The organism is Pseudomonas sp. KH_040 (genome assembly GCF_057839305.1).
In genome coordinates, this window is record NZ_CM174487.1 from 4,099,199 (window position 1) to 4,118,234 (window position 19,036).

Consider the following 19,036-nt stretch of genomic DNA (forward strand, 5'->3'; position numbering starts at 1 on the left):
CAGTCACTCCTTAACGAGACCGGCGATGACGCTGGCTGCCCGCTTGGGCCATCCACGACCCTGCTGCCCTGATGAAGAGAGAAAAGGAATCGAACCATGACGATTTCCCGACGCGGATTTCTGATCCTCGGCGCCGTGACCGCCACCGCCTTCGCGATGCCGCCGTTTATCAGCCTCAAGGCCTACGCGGCCAATCTGGAGCAACCGGCCATGAGCAAAGTGACGATCAACGTCAACGGCAAGCCGCGTGCGCTTGACGTCGACACCCGCACCACCCTGCTCGATGCCCTGCGCGAGCACCTGCATCTGACCGGCAGTAAAAAAGGTTGCGACCACGGCCAGTGCGGCGCCTGCACGGTGATCGCCGATGGTCGACGCATCAATTCCTGTCTGACTCTGGCGGTGATGCATGAAGGCAGTGAGATTACTACGATCGAAGGCCTCGGCATGCCCGACAATCTGCACCCGATGCAAGCCGCGTTCATCAAGCATGACGGCTATCAGTGCGGCTATTGCACACCGGGCCAGATCTGTTCGGCGGTGGCGGTGATCAAAGAGATCCGCGACGGCATTCCCAGCCACGTCAGCCCCAGCTTGACCGAGCAACCGCAACTGATCGCCAGTGAGTTTCAGGAGCGCATGAGCGGCAATATCTGCCGCTGCGGGGCTTACTCGAACATCATTGAAGCGATCACTGAAGTCGCAGAGGTGCCGGCATGAGACCGTTCAATTACAGCCGCGCCGACTCCCCCGCCGCTGCCGCTGCGCAAGCGTTACAGGTAGAAGGCGCACGCTTCATCGCTGGCGGCACCAACCTGCTGGATTTGATGAAGCTCGACATCGAAACCCCGCTGCATCTGATCGACGTCAATCACCTCGGCCTGGATCAGATCGAAGCCACGCCCGAAGGCGGATTGCGCATTGGCGCGCTGGTGCGCAACACCGATCTGGCAGCCGACGCGCGCGTCCGCAAAGATTACGCGCTGCTCTCCCGCGCGTTGCTCGCCGGGGCTTCCGGGCAGTTGCGCAACATGGCGACCACTGCCGGCAACCTGCTGCAACGCACGCGCTGCCCATACTTCTACGACACCCATCAGGCCTGCAACAAACGCCAACCCGGCAGCGGTTGCGCAGCGATCGGCGGGGTCAGTCGGCAACTGGGCATCATCGGCGTCAGCGACGCGTGCATCGCCACACACCCGAGTGACATGGCAATTGCCATGCGCGCACTCGATGCGCAGATTGAAACGGTGAAACCCGATGGCACGACCCGCAGCATCGCCATGGCCGATTTCCATCAATTGCCGGGCACCACGCCGAACATCGAAACCAGCCTGACGCCTGGCGAGTTGATCACCTCGGTGACACTGCCCGCGCCCGTCGGCGGCACCCACGTTTATCACAAGGTGCGAGATCGCTCGTCCTATGCGTTCGCGCTGGTCTCGGTCGGCCTGATCCTGCAAAAGGACGGCAGCGGCCGCATCGCCGTCGGCGGTATCGCGCCGAAACCATGGCGGGTTGAAGCCGCCGAAGCGTTGCTGCCCCAAGGCGCCAAAGCGGTCAGCGCACGCCTGCTCGACGGCGCCACGCCGACCCACGACAACCAATTCAAACTGACCCTGGTCGAGCGCACGCTCGGTTCGGTGTTGGCGCAAGCGAGGGATGAAGCATGAAATTCGACACGCCCGCCACCACCAACCCGATCGACCAGTTGAAGGTCATCGGCCAGCCCACCGACCGCATCGAAGGGCCGTTGAAAACCTGCGGTCAGGCGCCTTACGCCTATGAGCAGCGTGAAGCGGTGGCCAATCAGGCTTACGGCTTTATGGTCGGCTCGGCCATCGCCAAGGGGCGCATCAACAATATCGATCTTGAACAGGCGAAAGCCGCGCCAGGTGTGCTGGCCATCGTCACCGCCGCCAACGCCGGCAAACTCGGCAAAGGCCAATACAACGCCGCGCATTTGTTGGCCGGGCCGGAGATTCAGCACTACCACCAGGCGGTTGCGCTGGTGGTTGCCGAGACCTTTGAACAGGCGCGCGCCGCTGCGCAAATGGTCAAGGTCGACTACGTCGCGGCCAAAGGCGAATTCGATCTGGCCAGCGTGCGCGACCAAGGTGTCGAGCCGAAAGACGAATTGCCCGACGTCAGCCACGGTGATTTCGCCAAGGCATTCGCCGCCGCGCCGGTGCAGTTCGATCAGACCTACACCACGCCGGATCAGTCCCACGCGATGATGGAGCCGCACGCCACGTTAGCGGCTTGGAAAGGCGATCAACTGACCTTGTGGACATCGAACCAGATGATCGCCTGGAGCGTCGACGACATCGCGACGACGCTTGGTTTGCCTAAAGAAAAAGTCCGGCTGATTTCGCCGTACATTGGTGGAGGTTTCGGCGGCAAGTTGTTCATTCGCGCCGATGCGATTCTTGCCGCCCTGGGTGCGCGCATGGCTGGCAGACCGGTGAAAGTCGCCCTCGCCCGCCCGCAGATCGCCAACAACACCACCCACCGCCCGGCGACGATTCAGCGCATTCGCATGGGTGCGACGGCGGACGGCAAACTCACCGCGATCGCCCACGAAGGCTGGTCGGGCAACTTGGCTGAAGGCAAGGTCGAGGTCGCGGCGCAACCGAGTCAGTTGTTATACGCCGCTGAAAATCGACTAGTGAGCATGCGCCTCGCGCCGCTGGATCTGCCCGAAGGCAACGCCATGCGTGCACCTGGTGAAACGCCGGGGCTGATGGTGCTGGAAATCGCCATGGACGAGATGGCCGAGCAGCTCAAGCTTGATCCGGTCCAGTTCCGCATTCTCAACGACACCCAGGTCGACCCGGTGAAAACCGAGCGGCCATTCTCGCAGCGGCGCCTGATCGAATGCCTGCAAACCGGCGCGGAGAAGTTCGGTTGGGACAAGCGTAATGCGCAACCGGGAACACGGCGTGAAGGTCGCTGGTTGATCGGAATGGGCGTGGCAGCGGCGATCCGCAACAACCTACTGGTCAAGTCGGGCGCGCGGGTACGGCTGGAGCGTGACGGCAAAATCACCGTTGAAACTGACATGACGGATATCGGCACTGGCAGTTACACGATCATCGCGCAAACAGCCGCTGAGATGATGGGTGTTGGTTTGAAGGATGTGAGCGTGCATCTGGGCGATTCGAGCTTTCCAGTGTCGGCAGGTTCCGGCGGACAGTTCGGCGCCAACTGCTCGACCGCCGGGGTATACGCCGCGTGCATGAAGCTGCGTGAAGCGGTGGCGGGCACGTTGGGCATGGCGGTGGATCAGGCGGAGTTTGTCGACGGTCAGGTGCGGGTTGGCGACAAGCACGTGCCGCTGCGCAATGCTGCGCAAAATGGCGTTATCGTGGCCGAGGACAGCATCGAATTCGGCGACCTTGCCAAGCAGTATCAGCAATCGACGTTTGGTGCGCACTTCGTTGAGGTTGCGGTGGATGCCGCGACCGGTGAAGTGCGTGTCCGCCGCATGTTGGCAGTGTGTGCGGCCGGGCGGATTCTCAACCCGAAAGCGGCGCGCAGTCAGGTGATTGGCGCGATGACCATGGGCGTCGGTGCGGCGTTGATGGAAGAGTTGGCGGTGGACAAGAAGCTGGGTTTTTTCGTCAACCATGATCTGGCCGGGTATGAAGTGCCGGTGCATGCCGATATTCCGCATCAGGAGGTGATTTTCCTTGATGAGACTGATCCGGTGTCTTCGCCGATGAAGGCCAAGGGGGTTGGTGAGTTGGGGATTTGCGGGGTCAGTGCAGCGGTGGCGAATGCGATTTACAACGCCACGGGGGCTAGGGTGCGGGAGTATCCGATCACCCTCGATAAAATCCTCTCTTCACTGCCGGAGATGATCTAAACGCCTGAAAAGAGCCCCTCACCCTAGCCCTCTCCCAAAGGGAGAGGGGACTGATCCGGGGATATTTGAGGGCTGCACCGACGTGAACGTCTTGCTGTGAATCCATAATCGATAGAGCATTTTCAGGTCGATGGATAACGCTTTGCTGTGAATCCACAATCGACCCGGTCTCTCAGGTCGATGGATAACGCCAGACACCTCGGTCGGCCCCCTCTCCCTCCGGGAGAGGGCTGGGGTGAGGGAAGCGCTTCACTCGGAACGCGAATACTGCTCATCACTCACCTGCTCCATCCAATCCACTACTTTGCCATCCAGTACTTCAGCGATAGCGATATGACTCATCGCCGTGGTCGGCGCCGCGCCGTGCCAATGCTTGGCCCCCGGCGCAATCCACACGGTATCGCCAGGACGAATCTCACGCACCGGCTGCCCCCATTCCTGTACAAACCCAAACCCCGCCGTGACGATCAAGGTCTGTCCCAACGGATGCGTATGCCACGCGGTGCGCGCGCCCGGCTCAAACGTCACCGTTGCGCCACTGACCCGTGCCGCGTCGGAGCCTTTGAACGGCGCATCGACACGCACAGTGCCAGTGAACCAATCGGCCGGGCCTCTGGCCGAAGCTTGTGAGCCATTGGGTGTCACGGTCACGCGCGGATTGTCATTGGCCTGAACCTCACCCGCCAACAGGGAAAGGGTCAACGCAGAAGCGGCAATCGGGTTCATGGCAATTCCTCCAGATAATCAATGCCACTACTTTACCCAGCCGAACTCTTCCGATAATCGACTAGAATTCAAAAAAACTTATGCAGGACACTCATCAATGCTTCGGGAAAACGCCACCGACCTCCTCGCCTTCCTCGCCGTGGCCCGCGAGCGCAGTTTCACCAAAGCGGCGGCCAAACTCGGCGTTTCGCAATCGGCGCTCAGTCACACGATTCGCGCGCTTGAAGCGCGTTTGGGCTTGCGCCTGCTGACCCGCACGACTCGCAGCGTCTCGCCCACCGAAGCCGGCGAACACCTGCTGCAAACCATCGGCCCGCGCTTCGAAGAAATCGAACTGGAACTGGCGGCGCTGAGCAACCTGCGCGACACCCCGGCGGGCAAGATCCGCATCAGCGCCACCGATCACTCGCTGAACTGGTTGCTGCGCCCGGTGCTCAAGGATTTTCTGCCGCAGTACCCGGACATATCCATCGAGGTCTGCTGCGATTATGGTTTCGTCGACATCGCCGGCCAGGGTTTCGACGCCGGTGTACGCCTGGGCGAAGACGTCGCACAAGGCATGATCGCCACCCGCATCGGCCCCGACATGCGCATGGCGGTGGTGGGCTCACCCGCCTATTTCGCCAAACGCACCCCACCGCAAACGCCACGCGATCTGACCGACCACGCCTGCAACAACCTGCGCCTGCCCACCAACGGCGGGTTGTACAGCTGGGAATTCGAGAAGGATGGTGAAAGCCTGAAAGTGCGGGTGTCCGGGCAAATCACCCTGAACGGTGTCTACCCGTTGCTCGACGCTGCGCTGGACGGTTTCGGATTGAGCTACATCCCGGAGAACGTCGTCGCGCCGTATCTGGCCGACGGCCGTTTGCTGCAGGTGCTTGAGGATTGGTGCCCGACGTTTGCCGGGTATCACCTGTATTACCCGAGCCGGCGTCAGGCTGCGCCGGCGTTTGCGTTGTTGCTGGAGGCGTTGCGCTATCGCGGTTGATGGCTTGTCATTTTTTATAACAACCCGCAGCGCCCCAAAACGCTTTGGCTAACGTCGCCGCCTCTTTCACAGAATTCGCAGGCACGGTTGCAAACTGTCCACGCTGCGCTCCCATACACATGTATTTTTCATCAAGCGCGTAAGCAGCAAACAGAATGAACACGAGGCAAACTCCGGTAAAACAGGCGAATCGACGGCTTTGCGCATCCATGATGATTCTTCCTGAGCGAAGTAGTGTCATCATGACTACGTGCTAACAAAGCCCCTCCAACTGTCAGATCTGACAGTTTCCAAGACCATTTGGAAATTAAATACCTCAGCCATCGAAGCAAACGGAAGATCCCGGCTCGCTCAACCTGCCAACGCAATCAACTGATGCCGCTGCGCGTCGGTGAGCATCGGCCCGAACCCGGCCCTGGCGTTGTCGGCCATGTAACGCGGATTACCCGTGCCCGGGATCACACAAGTCACCGCTGAATGCGAGAGCAGAAACTTCAAAGCCAATTGCGGCCAACTGTTGACCTGCACATCGGAAACCCAGCCTGGTAACGGTTTGCCCTTCAACCGCGCGAGCAGATCACCACCACCAAACGGCCGGTTGCAGATCACCGCAACACCGCGCTCACGGCACAGCGGCAGGATGCGTTTCTCCACGCCGCGGTCATCGAGGGCGTAGTTGATTTGCAGAAAATCCAGTGGCTCGGCCTTCAGCACTGCTTCGACTTCCTCGTAGGCCGAGGGCGTGTAATGGGTGATGCCGATGTAGCGGATGCGCCCCTGCGCTTTCCATTCACGCAGGGTTGGCAGGTGGGTTTGCCAGTCGAGCAGGTTGTGAATCTGCATCAGGTCGATGCGTTCGGTGCGCAGCAGGCTGAACGACTGCTCCATCTGCGCGATGCCCTCCTTACGTCCGCGCGTCCACACTTTGGTCGCCAGAAACGCCGGCGAACGCGGTTCGTGGATCGACAGCAGCTCACCGGTGGTCTGTTCGGCACGGCCATACATCGGTGAACTGTCGATCAGCGTGCCGCCCTTGGTGAACAGCTCATCCAGCACTGCAGGCAATTGCCGGTAGGCCGGATCACCGGGGGCGACGTCGAAGCCGCGATAGGTGCCCAGCCCCACGATTGGCAGCGACTCGGCGCTGGACGGGATGGCGCGGGTCTGCATGGCGTGGCCTCCAGAAGTCGCGGACGTAGTGGTTGTGGCCAACGCCCGATCAAAGGTGAAGACCGCCGAAACCCCGGCAGCCAGCGTGAGCAATCGGCGACGGGAGTAACCCTCAGTGTGGCTCATGCTGGTTCCCCTGCTGCGTGGATCTGTTGCATGTTGTGTGTGCGAGCGGCCCGGTTGCAGGGCTGGACTACACTGCGACAGCAATCCTTCACACACCGTTAAAAGTAGCCGAATGTCCCGAACCCTGATGTCACTCGTCGCATTGATCGTTGCCGTGTACCTGGTGCTGTGCGCGGCGCTGTTCTTTTTTCAGCGCTCGCTGATCTATTTTCCGCAGCCCAATGCCTTCACAAACACCGACTCACAACTGACCTTGTCGATGCCGGACGCGCAGGTTTCGGTGCTCACCCGCGAACGTGTCGGGCCACGGGCGCTGATCTATTTCGGCGGCAATGCCGAGGATGTGTCGCGCAATCTGCCGGAGTTTGCCGAGGCGTTTCCCGAATACGCGGTGTATCTGCTCAACTATCGCGGCTTTGGTGGCAGCGGCGGTTCCCCGTCCGAAGCGGCGATTGCCGAGGATGCGTTGGCGCTGTTCGATCAGGTCTACGCCAGTCACCCGCAGGTTGCCGTGGTCGGGCGCAGCCTCGGTTCCGGTGTCGCGATACGTCTGGCCAGTCAGCGGCCGGTGCAGCAGCTGATTCTGGTGACGCCTTACAACAGCCTCGAAGAAATCGCGACGCGGCAATATCCATGGGTGCCGGTGAAGTGGTTACTCAAGGATCGTTTCGAATCCGGCAAATACGCCGCGCATCTCCACGTGCCGACGCTGTTGCTTGCAGCCAGTGACGACGAGGTGATTCCGCGCGCCAGCACCCAGCGTTTGCTGGAGAGTTTCCCGCAAGGCGTGGCGGTGCTCAGGGTGGTGCCGGATTCGGGGCATAACTCGATCTCCGACCGTGCGCAGTATTTGCAGTGGATGGCGGATGTGTTGAATCGCTGATGTGTTGGCTGGGCGGGCGCCATCGCTGGCAAGCCAGCTCCCACAGTTTTTGTGGCGAGCACAATTTTGTGTACGACGCCGCACCCTGTGGGAGCTGGCTTGCCAGCGATGAGGCCAGTCCAACCACGCTTGATCTTCCTGAAACAACCAGCGCCTCGTCGCCCCACAACAAAACATCTCCCCGCCCCTTGAACCAAGTCCAAAAAGCCCAGTCCTATCCGCGCCGCTTTCTGCGGTCCACTCAACTTTTGCGCTGTCCCTCTTCAGAGCTGCCCGTCTCATGCGCCACGCCGTTCGCTCGTCTCGCTTGGTTTCGCTGTGCCTGCTGATCCTTTCGCCGCTGTTCGCTGCAACCGCCCATGCCGGTGCGGAGCGACAACTGGTGGCCGCCATCAACGACTATCGCGCCCATCCACAACGCTGTGATCGACGCCCGGCGCAACGGCTGGCACCGTTGGCGCTGAAGTCGAACCTGGCCTTGCCGATCGGTTATCGCTACGCCGGCGGCATGCGTGAAGCGTTGAAGTCGTCAGGCTATTCCGCCATCGCGGTGCGCAGTATTCGCGTGGTCGGGGCCGAGGACGCCGAAGAGGCCTTCGACATGCTGCAAGACGAGCACTGCGCCGCGCTGTTGGATGCGAGCTACGCCGACATCGGCATCAGTCGTTCGCGCAATGAGTGGCAAGTGGTGTTGGCGCAACCGGTGCTCGACAGCCGCGTTGGCGATAACCGCAGCGTCGGCAAGGCGTTGCTCGCCGAGGTCAACGCCGCGCGCGCCCGGCCACGGATGTGTGGACGCCAGCGCTTCGCCGCCGCCCGGCCATTGAGCTGGAACGCCGCGCTGGGCGCCGCCGCACAGGGACACAGCAAAGCCATGGCTTACGGCAACTATTTTGCCCACCGCGACCCGGATGGCGACCTGCCCGCCGATCGTGCGCGTGCGGCGGGTTATCGTGGTCGGCAAATTGGCGAAAACATTGCGGCTGGACAGAGTTCACCGGGCAAGGCCATGGCCGGATGGCTGGCCAGTCCCGGGCATTGCGCCAACCTGATGAACCCGATGTTTACCCAGGTTGGTGCCGGGTTTGCCAGTGAGGCGCGCAGTGATGAAGGGGTTTACTGGACGATGGTATTTGGTGCGCAGTGACTGCCAGCGTCCAGCCCCAATTTCAACAATTCCTTGCGCAGCATTGACGGCGACCGCACGGCCAATCCGGCCTGCCAGTCGAGTGGCAATAAGCGATTGAGCTTTTGCTGGCTGACCTCGCCTGGCGCCAGAAAGCAGCTTTTGCGGTCGCGGATACTGATTACATTCAGCAGCCAGTCATCGCCCTGCTCTGCCATCCAGCGCTTGATCATCGGCCGGTGTTTTTGCAGCAAGGCATCGGCATCCCACACCGTCATTTGTGCGAAGAAGCCAGGCAGGTTGCTCTCGGGTTTCATGCGCTTCGAGTCGGCTGCCAATGCAGCGGCCAGGTCCGATTCGATGCGAGTCTGGCATTCGAGAAAATATTGTCGGGGCCAGTCTGACGTCAGCTTTGAGCGTGAAGCGAGGTCGACGTAAGCCTCAATGTCCGCTGGTGTGGTCATCTGCCCGCTGAAGTTCAGCGTGTTGTCGAGAATCGCGGTGGCCAGCAAAGCGGCACTTTGTACGCTGATCTGCGGCAGCACACCGGCCGTCTGCCAGCGCTGAAAAACCTGGGTTGCCGCAGCGCCGATCGGACGAATATCGGCGGCAGACCCAAGCTTCTGCTGCCAATAGGTTTCGTACCCTGGATGGTGATCGATGATTTCTACCACCCGCTCGAGCACCACCATCGAGTCGAAATGGTGATAGTCCGAGACATCGACCAGGACAAACTCATCGTCCAGCGTCGGCGGGTAATCGTCAAAAGCAGCAGCCCAGCCGAGCACAGTGTGCGAAACGCTGGCGTTGGGTTGTGCGTTACTGGCAGCGCGGGCGGGAATGCCTTGCAGGTTGAGTAATTCTGCGTAGGCGATGCAGCAGGCGTAGGCGTCGATGTCCAGATAGGACGCGCCGGAGGTGATGATTTTCATGGGCCGGCAGAATCGCACATTTTCATGACGTTGTGGTGACAGCGAAAAGATCGCAGCCTCCGGCAGCTCCTGCACAGGATCTATGGTTTCCCTGTAGGAGTTGCCGAAGGCTGCGATCTTTTGATCTTCAGGCTGCGCGCTGTCCTCCCGCGACCATCGCCGAAGCCGCCAGCATCGCCCGCAACAACACCGCACAGCCGGCCGCCAGATCATCCGGCGCGGCGTTCTCGATTTCGTTGTGGCTGATGCCGCCCTCGCACGGCACGAAGATCATTCCGGCCGGGCCGAGTTCGGCGAGGAAAATCGCGTCATGCCCGGCGCCGCTGACGATGTCCATATTCGACAAGCCAAGCCCTTTCGCCGCGCCGCGCACCGCTTCCACACAGCCTTTTTCGAAGTACAGCGGCGGGAAGTCTGCTGTCGGCGTCAGTTCATAAGTCAGACCGTGCTCTTCACAGGTGGCCTCAATGACTTGTTTAACCTCGGCAATCATCGAGTCGAGACGCGCCGGTTCCAGATGACGGAAGTCGAGGGTCATGCGCACTTCACCGGGGATGACGTTGCGCGAGCCGGGATAGGCTTGCAGGCAACCGACGGTGCCGCAGGCGTGGGGTTGATGGCCGAGGGCGGCGCGGTTGACGGCGCCGACGATCACCGAAGCGCCGACCAGTGCATCTTTGCGCAGGTGCATCGGTGTCGGGCCGGCATGCGCTTCGACCCCGCGCAGCTTGAGATCAAACCACTTCTGCCCCAACGCACCGAGTACCACGCCGATGGTTTTCTGTTCGTCTTCGAGGATCGGGCCTTGTTCGATGTGCGCCTCGAAATAAGCGCCGACCTTATGCCCGCTGACTTCGCGCGGGCCGGCGTAGCCGATGGCGTTGAGCGCTTCGCCAACGGTGACGCCGTCGGCATCGACTTTGGCGAGGGTTTCTTCGAGGGTGAATTTCTCCGCAAACACCCCGGAGCCCATCATGCACGGGGCGAAGCGCGAGCCTTCTTCGTTGGTCCAGACCACCACTTCCAGCGGCGCTTCGGTTTCCACGCCAAGGTCGTTGAGCGTGCGCAGGACTTCGACGCCGGCGAGCACGCCGAAGCAGCCGTCGAATTTGCCGCCGGTGGGTTGGGTGTCGATGTGGCTGCCGGTCATCACCGGTGGCAGATTCGGATTGCGCCCGGGGCGACGGGCGAAGATGTTGCCGACAGCATCGACCGTGACGCTGCATCCGGCGTCCTTGCACCATTGCACAAACAGGTCGCGGGCCTGGCGGTCGAGATCGGTCAGGGCCAGGCGACACACCCCGCCCTTGACCGTGGCGCCGAGCTTGGCCAGCTCCATGAGCGACGCCCACAGGCGATCGCGGTTGATGTGCTGATGGCTCGATTGCAGAACGTCTACGGCTGCGTTCATGGGGATCTCCTCAGGCTGCTTTTCTTATGGATGTCGCTGTGGTGTCTGGTAGACCGCTATCGCTGGCAAGCCAGCTCCCACAGGTTCTTGAGTGAACACACAATTTGTGTACGACTCGATCCCTGTGGGAGCTGGCTTGCCAGCGATGGGGCCCTCATTCACACCGCTGTTTTCACGACCGAAGGCTGCGCACGCATCACGCACAACCCGTAATAAATAATCCCGCCCAGCGCCGAGCCGGTGAACCAGCCATAGCTGTAAAACCAGCTGAACGCATCGCTGCCCAGCGACAACAAGGTCAGCACCACCGGCACGCCAAACGCAACAAAACCGGCCCAGTTCCACGCTGGATAAACGTCGTCGCGGTACAACCCGGCCAGGTCCAGTTGCTGTTTCTTGATCAGGAAATAGTCCACCACCATGATCCCGGCGATCGGCCCGAGCAGGCTCGAATAGCCCAGCAACCAGTTGGAGTAAACGGTTTCCAGGCTGACATCGGAAACAATCAAACCGAGTTTTTTCAGCAGCTCATGGCCCATCAGCGCCAGCCCGACAAACCCGGTCAGCAACACCGCTTTGGTGCGGTTGATCACCTTGGGCGCGATGTTCTGAAAGTCGTTGGTCGGCGAGACGATATTGGCAGCAGTGTTGGTCGACAGCGTGGCGATGATGATCAACGCCATCGCCACCGCCACCCACACCGGGCTCTGGATGTGGCCGATCAGACTGACTGGATCAGACACGGTGACGCCGACCAGTTTCACCGACGCAGCGGTCATGATTACGCCAAGGGAAGCGAACAGAAACATGGTCAGCGGCAGACCGAAAATCTGCCCGAGGATCTGATCTTTCTGGCTCTTGGCGTAACGGCTGAAGTCCGGAATGTTCAGCGACAACGTCGCCCAAAACCCGACCATCGCCGTCAGCCCAGCGGCGAAGTAACTCACCACACTGGCGCCCTCCGGACGTTTCGCTGGAATCGCCAGCAGCTCGGTCATCGACACATTGGGCATCGCCCACACCAGCAGGCCGATGCCCACCGCTACCAGCAACGGCGCCGACAAGGTTTCCAGCCATTTGATCGACTCGGCGCCACGAATCACCACCCACAGGTTCAGCGCCCAGAAGATCATGAAGCCAATCACCTCCCCGGTGCCGCCGAGGGATTTCCAGCCCTCGAACACCGAGCCGAGAAACAGGTGTATCGCCAGCCCGCCGAACATCGTTTGAATGCCGAACCAGCCACACGCCACCAACGCCCGAATCAAACACGGCACGTTGGAACCGAGAATGCCGAACGATGAGCGCAGCAACACCGGAAACGGAATGCCGTACTTGGTGCCGGGAAAGGCGTTCAGTGTGAGCGGAATCAGCACGATAACGTTGGCAAACAGAATCGCCAGCAACGCCTCGCCAACGGTCAGGCCGAAGTAAGCCGTGAGGACACCGCCGAGGGTGTAGGTCGGCACGCAGATCGACATGCCGACCCACAACGCGGTGATGTGCCATTTGTTCCAGGTTCGTTCGCGCACCTTGGTCGGTGCCATGTCGTGGTTGTAACGGGGACTGTCGAGGACGTCGCTGCCGGCTTCGAGTTCATACAAGCCGTCGCGCTCGGTCACTTGCGATCTGTTCTGTTGCATGGCCGCTCCACTGTTCTTCTGATTATTTTTTTGCTCATCAGGCGGCTTGCACACGAGGGTGCGAGCCGGACGATGGCCGGAGGAACTGACAACTTTCGTGCACCGGCCATGGTGTCAGCGGCGGCATCAATAAACGTGCCGGGTGCCCCGCTTGCGCATCGGGCCGAGCGTTAAACGCTTTGCAACTTTCTGATATTCATCAGTTTTAATTATTCACCGGGTGAGTTCGCGGAAACTTGTCTGGGTGCTCAGGCTAAACACCTGGCAAGTTGTCCGAACAGACAGGACTCAATCTGGTGCACTGCATTTATTTTCATCGTGAGCGAGCAACCGCAGCTCAACTTCAAGCGGCTGATTTCACATAGGAAATCTTGCTCATATTTCCATCCTGTCAAGTGCGTCAAAATGGTGAACGGCCTCACCATTTTGGTGATTTACGTTTTTTATCGTTATTTTTCATACACTTAAAACAGTCATAAGCTTATAAAAAATAATCTTGATCTATTGCAAATCTGCGACTAGTTTCTATTCCTGACAGCGCTGACAGGAATACACCCTGCAACGCCGTACATCAATAAAACATCTAGAACCGACACAAGTCGGTCAATGCCTGCGAGGAACTCGGAATGTCTCTGTTGATCCGTGGCGCCACCGTTGTTACCCATGATGAAAGTTATCGCGCCGACGTCTATTGCGCCGACGGCGTGATCAAAGCCATCGGTGAAAACCTTGATATTCCCGCCGGCGCCGAAGTACTCGACGGCAGCGGCCAATACCTGATGCCCGGCGGCATCGATCCGCACACCCACATGCAACTACCCTTCATGGGCACTGTGGCCAGTGAGGATTTCTACAGTGGCACGGCGGCCGGTCTGGCCGGCGGCACCACATCGATCATTGATTTCGTGATTCCCAATCCGCAGCAGTCGCTGATGGAAGCCTTTCATCAGTGGCGCGGCTGGGCGGAAAAGTCCGCCTCCGACTATGGCTTCCACGTCGCGATTACCTGGTGGAGCGAGCAGGTGCGTGAGGAAATGGCCGAGTTGGTCAGCCATCACGGCATCAACAGTTTCAAGCATTTCATGGCCTACAAGAACGCGATCATGGCCGCCGACGACACGCTGGTGGCGAGTTTCGAGCGCTGCCTGGAACTCGGCGCGGTGCCGACCGTGCACGCGGAAAACGGCGAACTGGTTTATCACTTGCAACGCAAGTTGATGGCCCAAGGCATCACCGGGCCGGAGGCGCATCCGCTGTCGCGGCCGTCGCAGGTTGAAGGCGAAGCGGCCAGTCGGGCGATTCGTATCGCTGAAACCATCGGCACACCGTTGTATCTGGTGCACGTTTCGACCAAGGAAGCCCTCGACGAAATCACCTATGCGCGCAGCAAGGGTCAGCCGGTGTACGGCGAGGTGCTTGCCGGGCATTTGCTGCTCGACGACAGCGTCTATCAACATCCGGACTGGCAGACCGCTGCCGGTTACGTGATGAGCCCGCCGTTCCGCCCGCGCGGTCATCAAGAGGCGCTGTGGCACGGGCTGCAAAACGGCAATCTGCACACCACCGCGACTGACCACTGCTGCTTCTGCGCCGAGCAGAAAGCCGCCGGGCGCGATGACTTCAGCAAAATTCCCAACGGTACGGCGGGTATCGAAGATCGCATGGCGGTGCTGTGGGATGAAGGCGTCAACAGTGGTCGTTTATCGATGCAGGATTTCGTCGCCCTCACCTCCACCAACACCGCGAAAATCTTCAACCTCTATCCGCGCAAAGGTGCAATTCGCGTCGGCGCCGATGCCGATCTGGTGCTGTGGGATCCGCAAGGCAGCCGCACCATTTCCGCCAAGACCCACCATCAGCAGGTGGACTTCAACATCTTCGAAGGCAAAACCGTGCGCGGTGTGCCGAGCCATACCGTCAGCCAGGGCCGGCTGGTCTGGGCCGATGGTGATTTGCGCGCCGAGCGTGGCGCCGGGCGGTATATCGAACGGCCGGCGTATCCGGCGGTGTTTGATTTGCTGAGCAAGCGGGCTGAGTTGCACAAGCCGACTGCTGTGAAACGCTGATCCCCCGAAGATGATCGTTCCCACGCTCTGCGTGGGAACGATCAAACCACTGCCCATCAGAGGCAGAGAACCTCAATAACCGTGAGGCACAAACCCGTGATCGAGACCCTGAACCATCTCCCCCACCCGCACGAAAGCGCGACCGCCCTCGCCGGGCATTTCACCGATCTGGCGCCACCGCTCAACGATCGCCAAGCACATCTGGAAGCCTCTCGCTGCCTGTATTGCTACGACGCACCGTGCGTGAATGCGTGCCCGAGCGAGATCGACATCCCGTCGTTCATCCGCAATATCCATCAGGACAACGTTCCGGGTGCGGCGCAGAAAATCCTCTCGGCTAACATCCTCGGTGGCAGTTGCGCACGAGTCTGTCCGACCGAAATCCTTTGCCAACAAGCCTGCGTGCGCAACAACGCCCACGAATGCGCGCCAGTGTTGATCGGCCTGCTGCAACGCTATGCCGTCGACAACGCACACTTCACCGAACACCCGTTCCAGCGCGCCGCCGCCACCGGCAAAAGGATTGCCGTGGTCGGCGCCGGACCGGCCGGTTTGTCCTGCGCCCACCGCAGTGCCATGCACGGCCACGACGTGGTGATTTTCGAAGCACGGGAGAAGGCTGGCGGCCTCAATGAATACGGAATCGCCAAGTACAAACTGGTCGACGATTACGCGCAGAAAGAACTGGATTTCCTCCTGCAGATCGGTGGTATCGAGATTCGTCACGGGCACAAGCTCGGCGAGAATCTGACCCTGAGTGAACTGCATCAGCAGTTCGACGCGGTGTTCCTCGGCCTCGGCCTCAACGCCAGCAAGCAACTCGGTTTGGCCCACGAAGATGCCCCGGGCCTGCTCGCCGCCACCGATTACATTCGCGAACTGCGTCAGGCCGATGACCTCACACAACTGCCACTGGCCGAACGCTGCATCGTTCTCGGCGCTGGCAACACGGCAATTGACATGGCCGTGCAAATGGCCCGCCTCGGTGCCCGTGATGTGAATCTGGTGTATCGGCGTGGCGCGGCGGACATGGGCGCCACCGGTCACGAACAAGACATCGCCAAAGCCAATCAGGTACGCCTGCTGACCTGGGCGCAACCGGAAGAGGTACTGCTCGACGCTCAGGGCCACGTGCGCGGCATGCGTTTCGCCCGCACCGATCTGGTCGACGGTCGCCTGCAAACCACCGGCGAAACTTTCGAGCTGGCGGCCGATGCGATCTTCAAAGCCATCGGTCAGGCCTTCGACGGCAGCGCCCTCGCCGACCCGCTAGCCCGCGAACTCAAGCGCCAGGGCGAGCGCATTCAGGTCGATGAAAACCTGCGCACCAGCATCCCCGGCGTGTATGCCGGCGGCGATTGCACCAGCCTCGATCAAGACCTCACCGTGCAAGCCGTGCAGCACGGCAAACTCGCCGCCGAGGCGATCAACGCTCAACTGATGCTTAACGTGGAGGCTGCGTAAATGGCCGATCTGTCGATTGTCTTCGCTGGCATCAAAGCGCCGAATCCGTTCTGGCTGGCCTCCGCGCCACCGACTGACAAGGCTTACAACGTGGTCCGCGCGTTTGAAGCGGGCTGGGGTGGCGTGGTCTGGAAAACCCTCGGTGAGGATCCGGCGGCGGTCAACGTGTCGTCGCGTTATTCGGCGCACTACGGCAATAACCGTGAAGTGCTCGGCATCAACAATATCGAGCTGATCACCGACCGTTCGCTGGAAATCAACCTGCGCGAAATCACTCAGGTGAAGAAGGACTGGCCGGATCGCGCACTGATCGTTTCGCTGATGGTGCCGTGCGTCGAGGAGTCGTGGAAACACATCCTGCCGCTGGTCGAAGCTACGGGCGCTGACGGCATCGAGCTGAATTTCGGCTGCCCGCACGGCATGCCCGAGCGTGGTATGGGCGCGGCGGTCGGTCAGGTGCCGGAGTACGTTGAGCAAGTCACACGCTGGTGCAAGACCTATTGCTCGCTGCCGGTGATCGTCAAACTGACGCCGAACATCACCGACATCCGCGTCGCCGCTCGCGCGGCCCATCGCGGTGGTGCGGACGCGGTGTCGCTGATCAATACGATCAACTCGATCACCAGCGTCGACCTGGAACACATGGTCGCCCTGCCCACCGTCGGCAGCAAAAGCACGCATGGCGGTTATTGCGGCTCAGCGGTGAAGCCGATTGCGCTGAACATGGTCGCCGAGATTGCCCGCGATCCAGAAACCCAAGGCTTGCCGATCTGCGGCATTGGCGGCATCGGCAGTTGGCGTGATGCGGCGGAATTCATGGCGCTGGGCAGCGGCGCAGTGCAGGTGTGCACGGCGGCGATGCTGCATGGTTTCCGCATTGTCGAGGAGATGAAGGACGGGCTGTCGCGGTGGATGGACAGTCAGGGCTACGCCAACATTGCCGAGTTTTCCGGGCGTGCGGTGGGCAATACCACGGACTGGAAGTACCTCGACATCAACTATCAGGTGATTGCCAAGATTGATCAGGAGGCGTGCATTGGTTGCGGGCGTTGCCATATTGCTTGTGAGGACACTTCACACCAGGCGATCGGTAGTCTGAAGCAAGCGGACGGCACGCATAAATATGAAGTGATTGATGAGGAGTGTGTGGGTTGTAACTTGTGCCAGATCACTTGCCCGGTGGCGGATTGCATCGAGATGGTGCCGATGGAGACTGGCAAGCCGTTTCTGGACTGGAATCATGATCCGCGGAATCCGTATCACGTTGCGGTCTAGCCCCTCACCCTAACCCTCTCCCAAAGGGAGAGGGGACTGATTGGGGGATATTTTAGAAATCCACCGACGTGAACGATTTGCTTTGAATCCAAAATCGATACATGCATAGGCACGAACTGCTTTGAATCCATAATCGAACCGGGCTTTCAGGTCGATGTAACTCGCAAGACACCTCGGTAGGCCCCCTCTCCCTCCGGGAGAGGGCTGGGGTGAGGGTCAGCTTTTGCTTTCAGGGTTCCAACCCGATCCCCCGCAATATCACACTCGTCACCGTCTGCACCGCCCGCTCAAACTGCATGTCCGACAACGGCTGATGTTCATTCAGAATATTCACCTGATGATCAAAGTCAGCATAGTGCTGAGTCGACGCCCAGATCATGTACAGCAGACTCGACGGCTCCACCGGCAAAATCCGCTTGTCCTCGACCCATTGACGAATCTTCGCTTCCTTCATCTTCGCCCAGTCATACAGGCTGACATCCAGCGCCTCACCCAACGTTGGCGCGCCGTGGATGATCTCATTGGCCCAGACTTTCGAACCGTACGGCCGGCTGCGCGAGTGGTTCATCTTGGCGCGGATGTAGCTGCTCAGCACCACGCGCGGATCATCAAACATCTCGAAGCACAGTGCGTCTTGCTTCCACACTTCCAGCAGGTCGAACAGCACCGCGCTGTACAGCTCGCTCTTGGTGCTGAAGTAGTAATGCAGGTTGGATCGCGGCAGTTGCACTTCAGCCGCGATGTCGGCCATGGCCGTGCCGCCAAAGCCTTTTTCGGCGAAGACTTTTTCCGCCGCGAGGAGAATTTTCTCGACGTTGTTGCGACGAATCTCGATCTTGTGATTGCCCATGAGGGCTCCCTGACAACAGCGTTGCCCAAGACTAGCATCCGCTCTGGTCCGCGGGCGACCGCTGCAAACAAAACTTCGTGCTGGCGTGAGCGGATGGCTAAACTGACGCTTCTTCAATCCTGCCTCAGAGGTATTCGCGATGCTGTTCAAGAACGTCCTGACCACCACTGCCCTGCTCGCTTCGCTGTTTGCCGCATCTTCGGTATTTGCCCACGCCCACCTGAAAAGCCAGACCCCGGCCGCCGATAGCACAGTCGCCGCTCCCGCCGATTTGCGCCTGACCTTTTCTGAAGGCGTCGAAGCCAGTTTCACCAAAGTCACCGTGACCAAGGATGGCGCAGCGGTCGCGATCAAGCCACTGACCACCGAAGGCGACAAGAAAACCCTGATCGTCACCCCCGCCGCTCCGCTGTCCGCTGGCGAGTACAAAGTCGAATGGCACGCGGTGTCGGTCGATACGCACAAAAGCGAAGGCGCTTATCAGTTCAAGGTTGGTCAGTAATTC

Annotated in this window: 17 protein-coding genes; 10 read left to right on the forward strand and 7 right to left on the reverse strand. The window is 60.2% G+C overall.

The annotated features are described in order from the left end of the window. The first annotated feature begins 96 nt into the window (after window positions 1-96). The 3 genes from paoA to paoC are packed head-to-tail and all read left to right on the forward strand — an operon-like array spanning window position 97 to window position 3,868. The gene (gene paoA, locus AC3IUF_RS18145; protein WP_007918834.1) at window positions 97-720 is read left to right on the forward strand and encodes an aldehyde dehydrogenase iron-sulfur subunit PaoA; all 624 of its coding nucleotides are present in this window, start codon (window positions 97-99) and stop codon (window positions 718-720) included. Beyond that, the gene (locus tag AC3IUF_RS18150; RefSeq protein WP_489278882.1) at window positions 717-1,673 is read left to right on the forward strand and encodes an FAD binding domain-containing protein; all 957 of its coding nucleotides are present in this window, start codon (window positions 717-719) and stop codon (window positions 1,671-1,673) included. Before paoA ends, AC3IUF_RS18150 begins: the two co-directional genes overlap by 4 nt. Beyond that, entirely contained in the window at window positions 1,670-3,868 is a 2,199-nt protein-coding gene (paoC, locus tag AC3IUF_RS18155) for an aldehyde oxidoreductase molybdenum-binding subunit PaoC (RefSeq protein ID WP_489278884.1), read from the forward strand. Before AC3IUF_RS18150 ends, paoC begins: the two co-directional genes overlap by 4 nt. A gap of 249 nt (window positions 3,869-4,117) precedes the next feature. On the opposite strand, the gene AC3IUF_RS18160 is transcribed toward paoC, so the two are convergent. After that, the gene (locus tag AC3IUF_RS18160) at window positions 4,118-4,594 is read right to left on the reverse strand and encodes a (R)-mandelonitrile lyase (protein WP_007918765.1); all 477 of its coding nucleotides are present in this window, start codon (window positions 4,592-4,594) and stop codon (window positions 4,118-4,120) included. Window positions 4,595-4,691: 97 nt separating this feature from the next. Here AC3IUF_RS18160 and AC3IUF_RS18165 point away from each other — a divergent pair, with 97 nt between their 5' ends. Then, a complete protein-coding gene (locus AC3IUF_RS18165) occupies window positions 4,692-5,585 on the forward strand; it encodes a LysR family transcriptional regulator (RefSeq protein ID WP_123376691.1) in 894 nt (297 codons plus the stop codon). Window positions 5,586-5,592: 7 nt separating this feature from the next. Here AC3IUF_RS18165 and AC3IUF_RS18170 read toward each other — a convergent pair whose 3' ends face one another. Both AC3IUF_RS18170 and AC3IUF_RS18175 read right to left on the reverse strand, forming a co-directional pair. Next, the gene (locus tag AC3IUF_RS18170) at window positions 5,593-5,796 is read right to left on the reverse strand and encodes a hypothetical protein (RefSeq protein ID WP_489278885.1); all 204 of its coding nucleotides are present in this window, start codon (window positions 5,794-5,796) and stop codon (window positions 5,593-5,595) included. 140 nt (window positions 5,797-5,936) lie between these two features. After that, window positions 5,937-6,881 (reverse strand): aldo/keto reductase, encoded by a 945-nt coding sequence (locus AC3IUF_RS18175; protein WP_489278886.1) that lies wholly within the window; start codon window positions 6,879-6,881, stop codon window positions 5,937-5,939. A 112-nt stretch (window positions 6,882-6,993) separates the two neighbouring features. Here AC3IUF_RS18175 and AC3IUF_RS18180 point away from each other — a divergent pair, with 112 nt between their 5' ends. Both AC3IUF_RS18180 and AC3IUF_RS18185 read left to right on the forward strand, forming a co-directional pair. Continuing rightward, window positions 6,994-7,764 carry an alpha/beta hydrolase gene (locus AC3IUF_RS18180; protein ID WP_489278887.1) on the forward strand — a complete coding sequence of 257 codons (771 nt, stop codon included), beginning with the start codon at window positions 6,994-6,996 and terminating at the stop codon, window positions 7,762-7,764. Between the two features lie 280 nt (window positions 7,765-8,044). Continuing rightward, window positions 8,045-8,911: a CAP domain-containing protein gene (locus AC3IUF_RS18185; RefSeq protein ID WP_007918776.1), complete on the forward strand. Its 867-nt coding sequence runs from the start codon at window positions 8,045-8,047 to the stop codon at window positions 8,909-8,911. Here the strand turns inward: AC3IUF_RS18185 and AC3IUF_RS18190 are convergent. The 3 genes from AC3IUF_RS18190 to AC3IUF_RS18200 form a co-directional block, all read right to left on the reverse strand. Beyond that, window positions 8,881-9,822, reverse strand: a complete 942-nt coding sequence (locus tag AC3IUF_RS18190; RefSeq protein WP_489278889.1) for a DHH family phosphoesterase — start codon at window positions 9,820-9,822, stop codon at window positions 8,881-8,883. The two genes, AC3IUF_RS18185 and AC3IUF_RS18190, sit on opposite strands and share 31 nt — an antisense overlap. Before the next feature lie 127 nt (window positions 9,823-9,949). Continuing rightward, window positions 9,950-11,233: a Zn-dependent hydrolase gene (locus tag AC3IUF_RS18195; RefSeq protein WP_007918780.1), complete on the reverse strand. Its 1,284-nt coding sequence runs from the start codon at window positions 11,231-11,233 to the stop codon at window positions 9,950-9,952. A gap of 158 nt (window positions 11,234-11,391) precedes the next feature. Continuing rightward, complete coding sequence (locus AC3IUF_RS18200) at window positions 11,392-12,876, reverse strand: NCS1 family nucleobase:cation symporter-1 (RefSeq protein ID WP_007918787.1); 1,485 nt, start codon at window positions 12,874-12,876, stop codon at window positions 11,392-11,394. A 626-nt stretch (window positions 12,877-13,502) separates the two neighbouring features. On the opposite strand from AC3IUF_RS18200, the gene hydA reads away from it, so the two are divergent. The 3 genes from hydA (at window position 13,503) to preA (ending at window position 17,681) form a co-directional block, all read left to right on the forward strand. Next, the gene (gene hydA / locus AC3IUF_RS18205; protein ID WP_489278891.1) at window positions 13,503-14,942 is read left to right on the forward strand and encodes a dihydropyrimidinase; all 1,440 of its coding nucleotides are present in this window, start codon (window positions 13,503-13,505) and stop codon (window positions 14,940-14,942) included. 96 nt (window positions 14,943-15,038) lie between these two features. Next, window positions 15,039-16,406 carry an NAD(P)-dependent oxidoreductase gene (locus AC3IUF_RS18210; RefSeq protein WP_489278893.1) on the forward strand — a complete coding sequence of 456 codons (1,368 nt, stop codon included), beginning with the start codon at window positions 15,039-15,041 and terminating at the stop codon, window positions 16,404-16,406. Further along, complete coding sequence (gene preA / locus AC3IUF_RS18215; RefSeq protein ID WP_007918798.1) at window positions 16,407-17,681, forward strand: NAD-dependent dihydropyrimidine dehydrogenase subunit PreA; 1,275 nt, start codon at window positions 16,407-16,409, stop codon at window positions 17,679-17,681. A gap of 229 nt (window positions 17,682-17,910) precedes the next feature. Here the strand turns inward: preA and AC3IUF_RS18220 are convergent, their stop codons facing one another. After that, the gene (locus AC3IUF_RS18220; protein ID WP_007919317.1) at window positions 17,911-18,531 is read right to left on the reverse strand and encodes a TetR/AcrR family transcriptional regulator; all 621 of its coding nucleotides are present in this window, start codon (window positions 18,529-18,531) and stop codon (window positions 17,911-17,913) included. A 139-nt stretch (window positions 18,532-18,670) separates the two neighbouring features. Between AC3IUF_RS18220 and copC the strand changes: the two genes are divergently transcribed. After that, a complete protein-coding gene (gene copC, locus AC3IUF_RS18225) occupies window positions 18,671-19,033 on the forward strand; it encodes a copper homeostasis periplasmic binding protein CopC (RefSeq protein WP_134176650.1) in 363 nt (120 codons plus the stop codon). Window positions 19,034-19,036: the final 3 nt, after the last annotated feature.

Bases quoted from the DNA above. Each gene is read 5' to 3' on its own strand.
- paoA (WP_007918834.1), top strand. From the start codon at position 97: ATGACGATTTCCCGACGCGGATTTCTGATCCTCGGCGCCGTGACCGCC.
- AC3IUF_RS18150 (WP_489278882.1), top strand. From the start codon at position 717: ATGAGACCGTTCAATTACAGCCGCGCCGACTCCCCCGCCGCTGCCGCT.
- paoC (WP_489278884.1), top strand. From the start codon at position 1,670: ATGAAATTCGACACGCCCGCCACCACCAACCCGATCGACCAGTTGAAG.
- AC3IUF_RS18160 (WP_007918765.1), bottom strand. From the start codon at position 4,594: ATGAACCCGATTGCCGCTTCTGCGTTGACCCTTTCCCTGTTGGCGGGT.
- AC3IUF_RS18165 (WP_123376691.1), top strand. From the start codon at position 4,692: ATGCTTCGGGAAAACGCCACCGACCTCCTCGCCTTCCTCGCCGTGGCC.
- AC3IUF_RS18170 (WP_489278885.1), bottom strand. From the start codon at position 5,796: ATGGATGCGCAAAGCCGTCGATTCGCCTGTTTTACCGGAGTTTGCCTC.
- AC3IUF_RS18175 (WP_489278886.1), bottom strand. From the start codon at position 6,881: ATGAGCCACACTGAGGGTTACTCCCGTCGCCGATTGCTCACGCTGGCT.
- AC3IUF_RS18180 (WP_489278887.1), top strand. From the start codon at position 6,994: ATGTCCCGAACCCTGATGTCACTCGTCGCATTGATCGTTGCCGTGTAC.
- AC3IUF_RS18185 (WP_007918776.1), top strand. From the start codon at position 8,045: ATGCGCCACGCCGTTCGCTCGTCTCGCTTGGTTTCGCTGTGCCTGCTG.
- AC3IUF_RS18190 (WP_489278889.1), bottom strand. From the start codon at position 9,822: ATGAAAATCATCACCTCCGGCGCGTCCTATCTGGACATCGACGCCTAC.
- AC3IUF_RS18195 (WP_007918780.1), bottom strand. From the start codon at position 11,233: ATGAACGCAGCCGTAGACGTTCTGCAATCGAGCCATCAGCACATCAAC.
- AC3IUF_RS18200 (WP_007918787.1), bottom strand. From the start codon at position 12,876: ATGCAACAGAACAGATCGCAAGTGACCGAGCGCGACGGCTTGTATGAA.
- hydA (WP_489278891.1), top strand. From the start codon at position 13,503: ATGTCTCTGTTGATCCGTGGCGCCACCGTTGTTACCCATGATGAAAGT.
- preA (WP_007918798.1), top strand. From the start codon at position 16,407: ATGGCCGATCTGTCGATTGTCTTCGCTGGCATCAAAGCGCCGAATCCG.
- AC3IUF_RS18220 (WP_007919317.1), bottom strand. From the start codon at position 18,531: ATGGGCAATCACAAGATCGAGATTCGTCGCAACAACGTCGAGAAAATT.
- copC (WP_134176650.1), top strand. From the start codon at position 18,671: ATGCTGTTCAAGAACGTCCTGACCACCACTGCCCTGCTCGCTTCGCTG.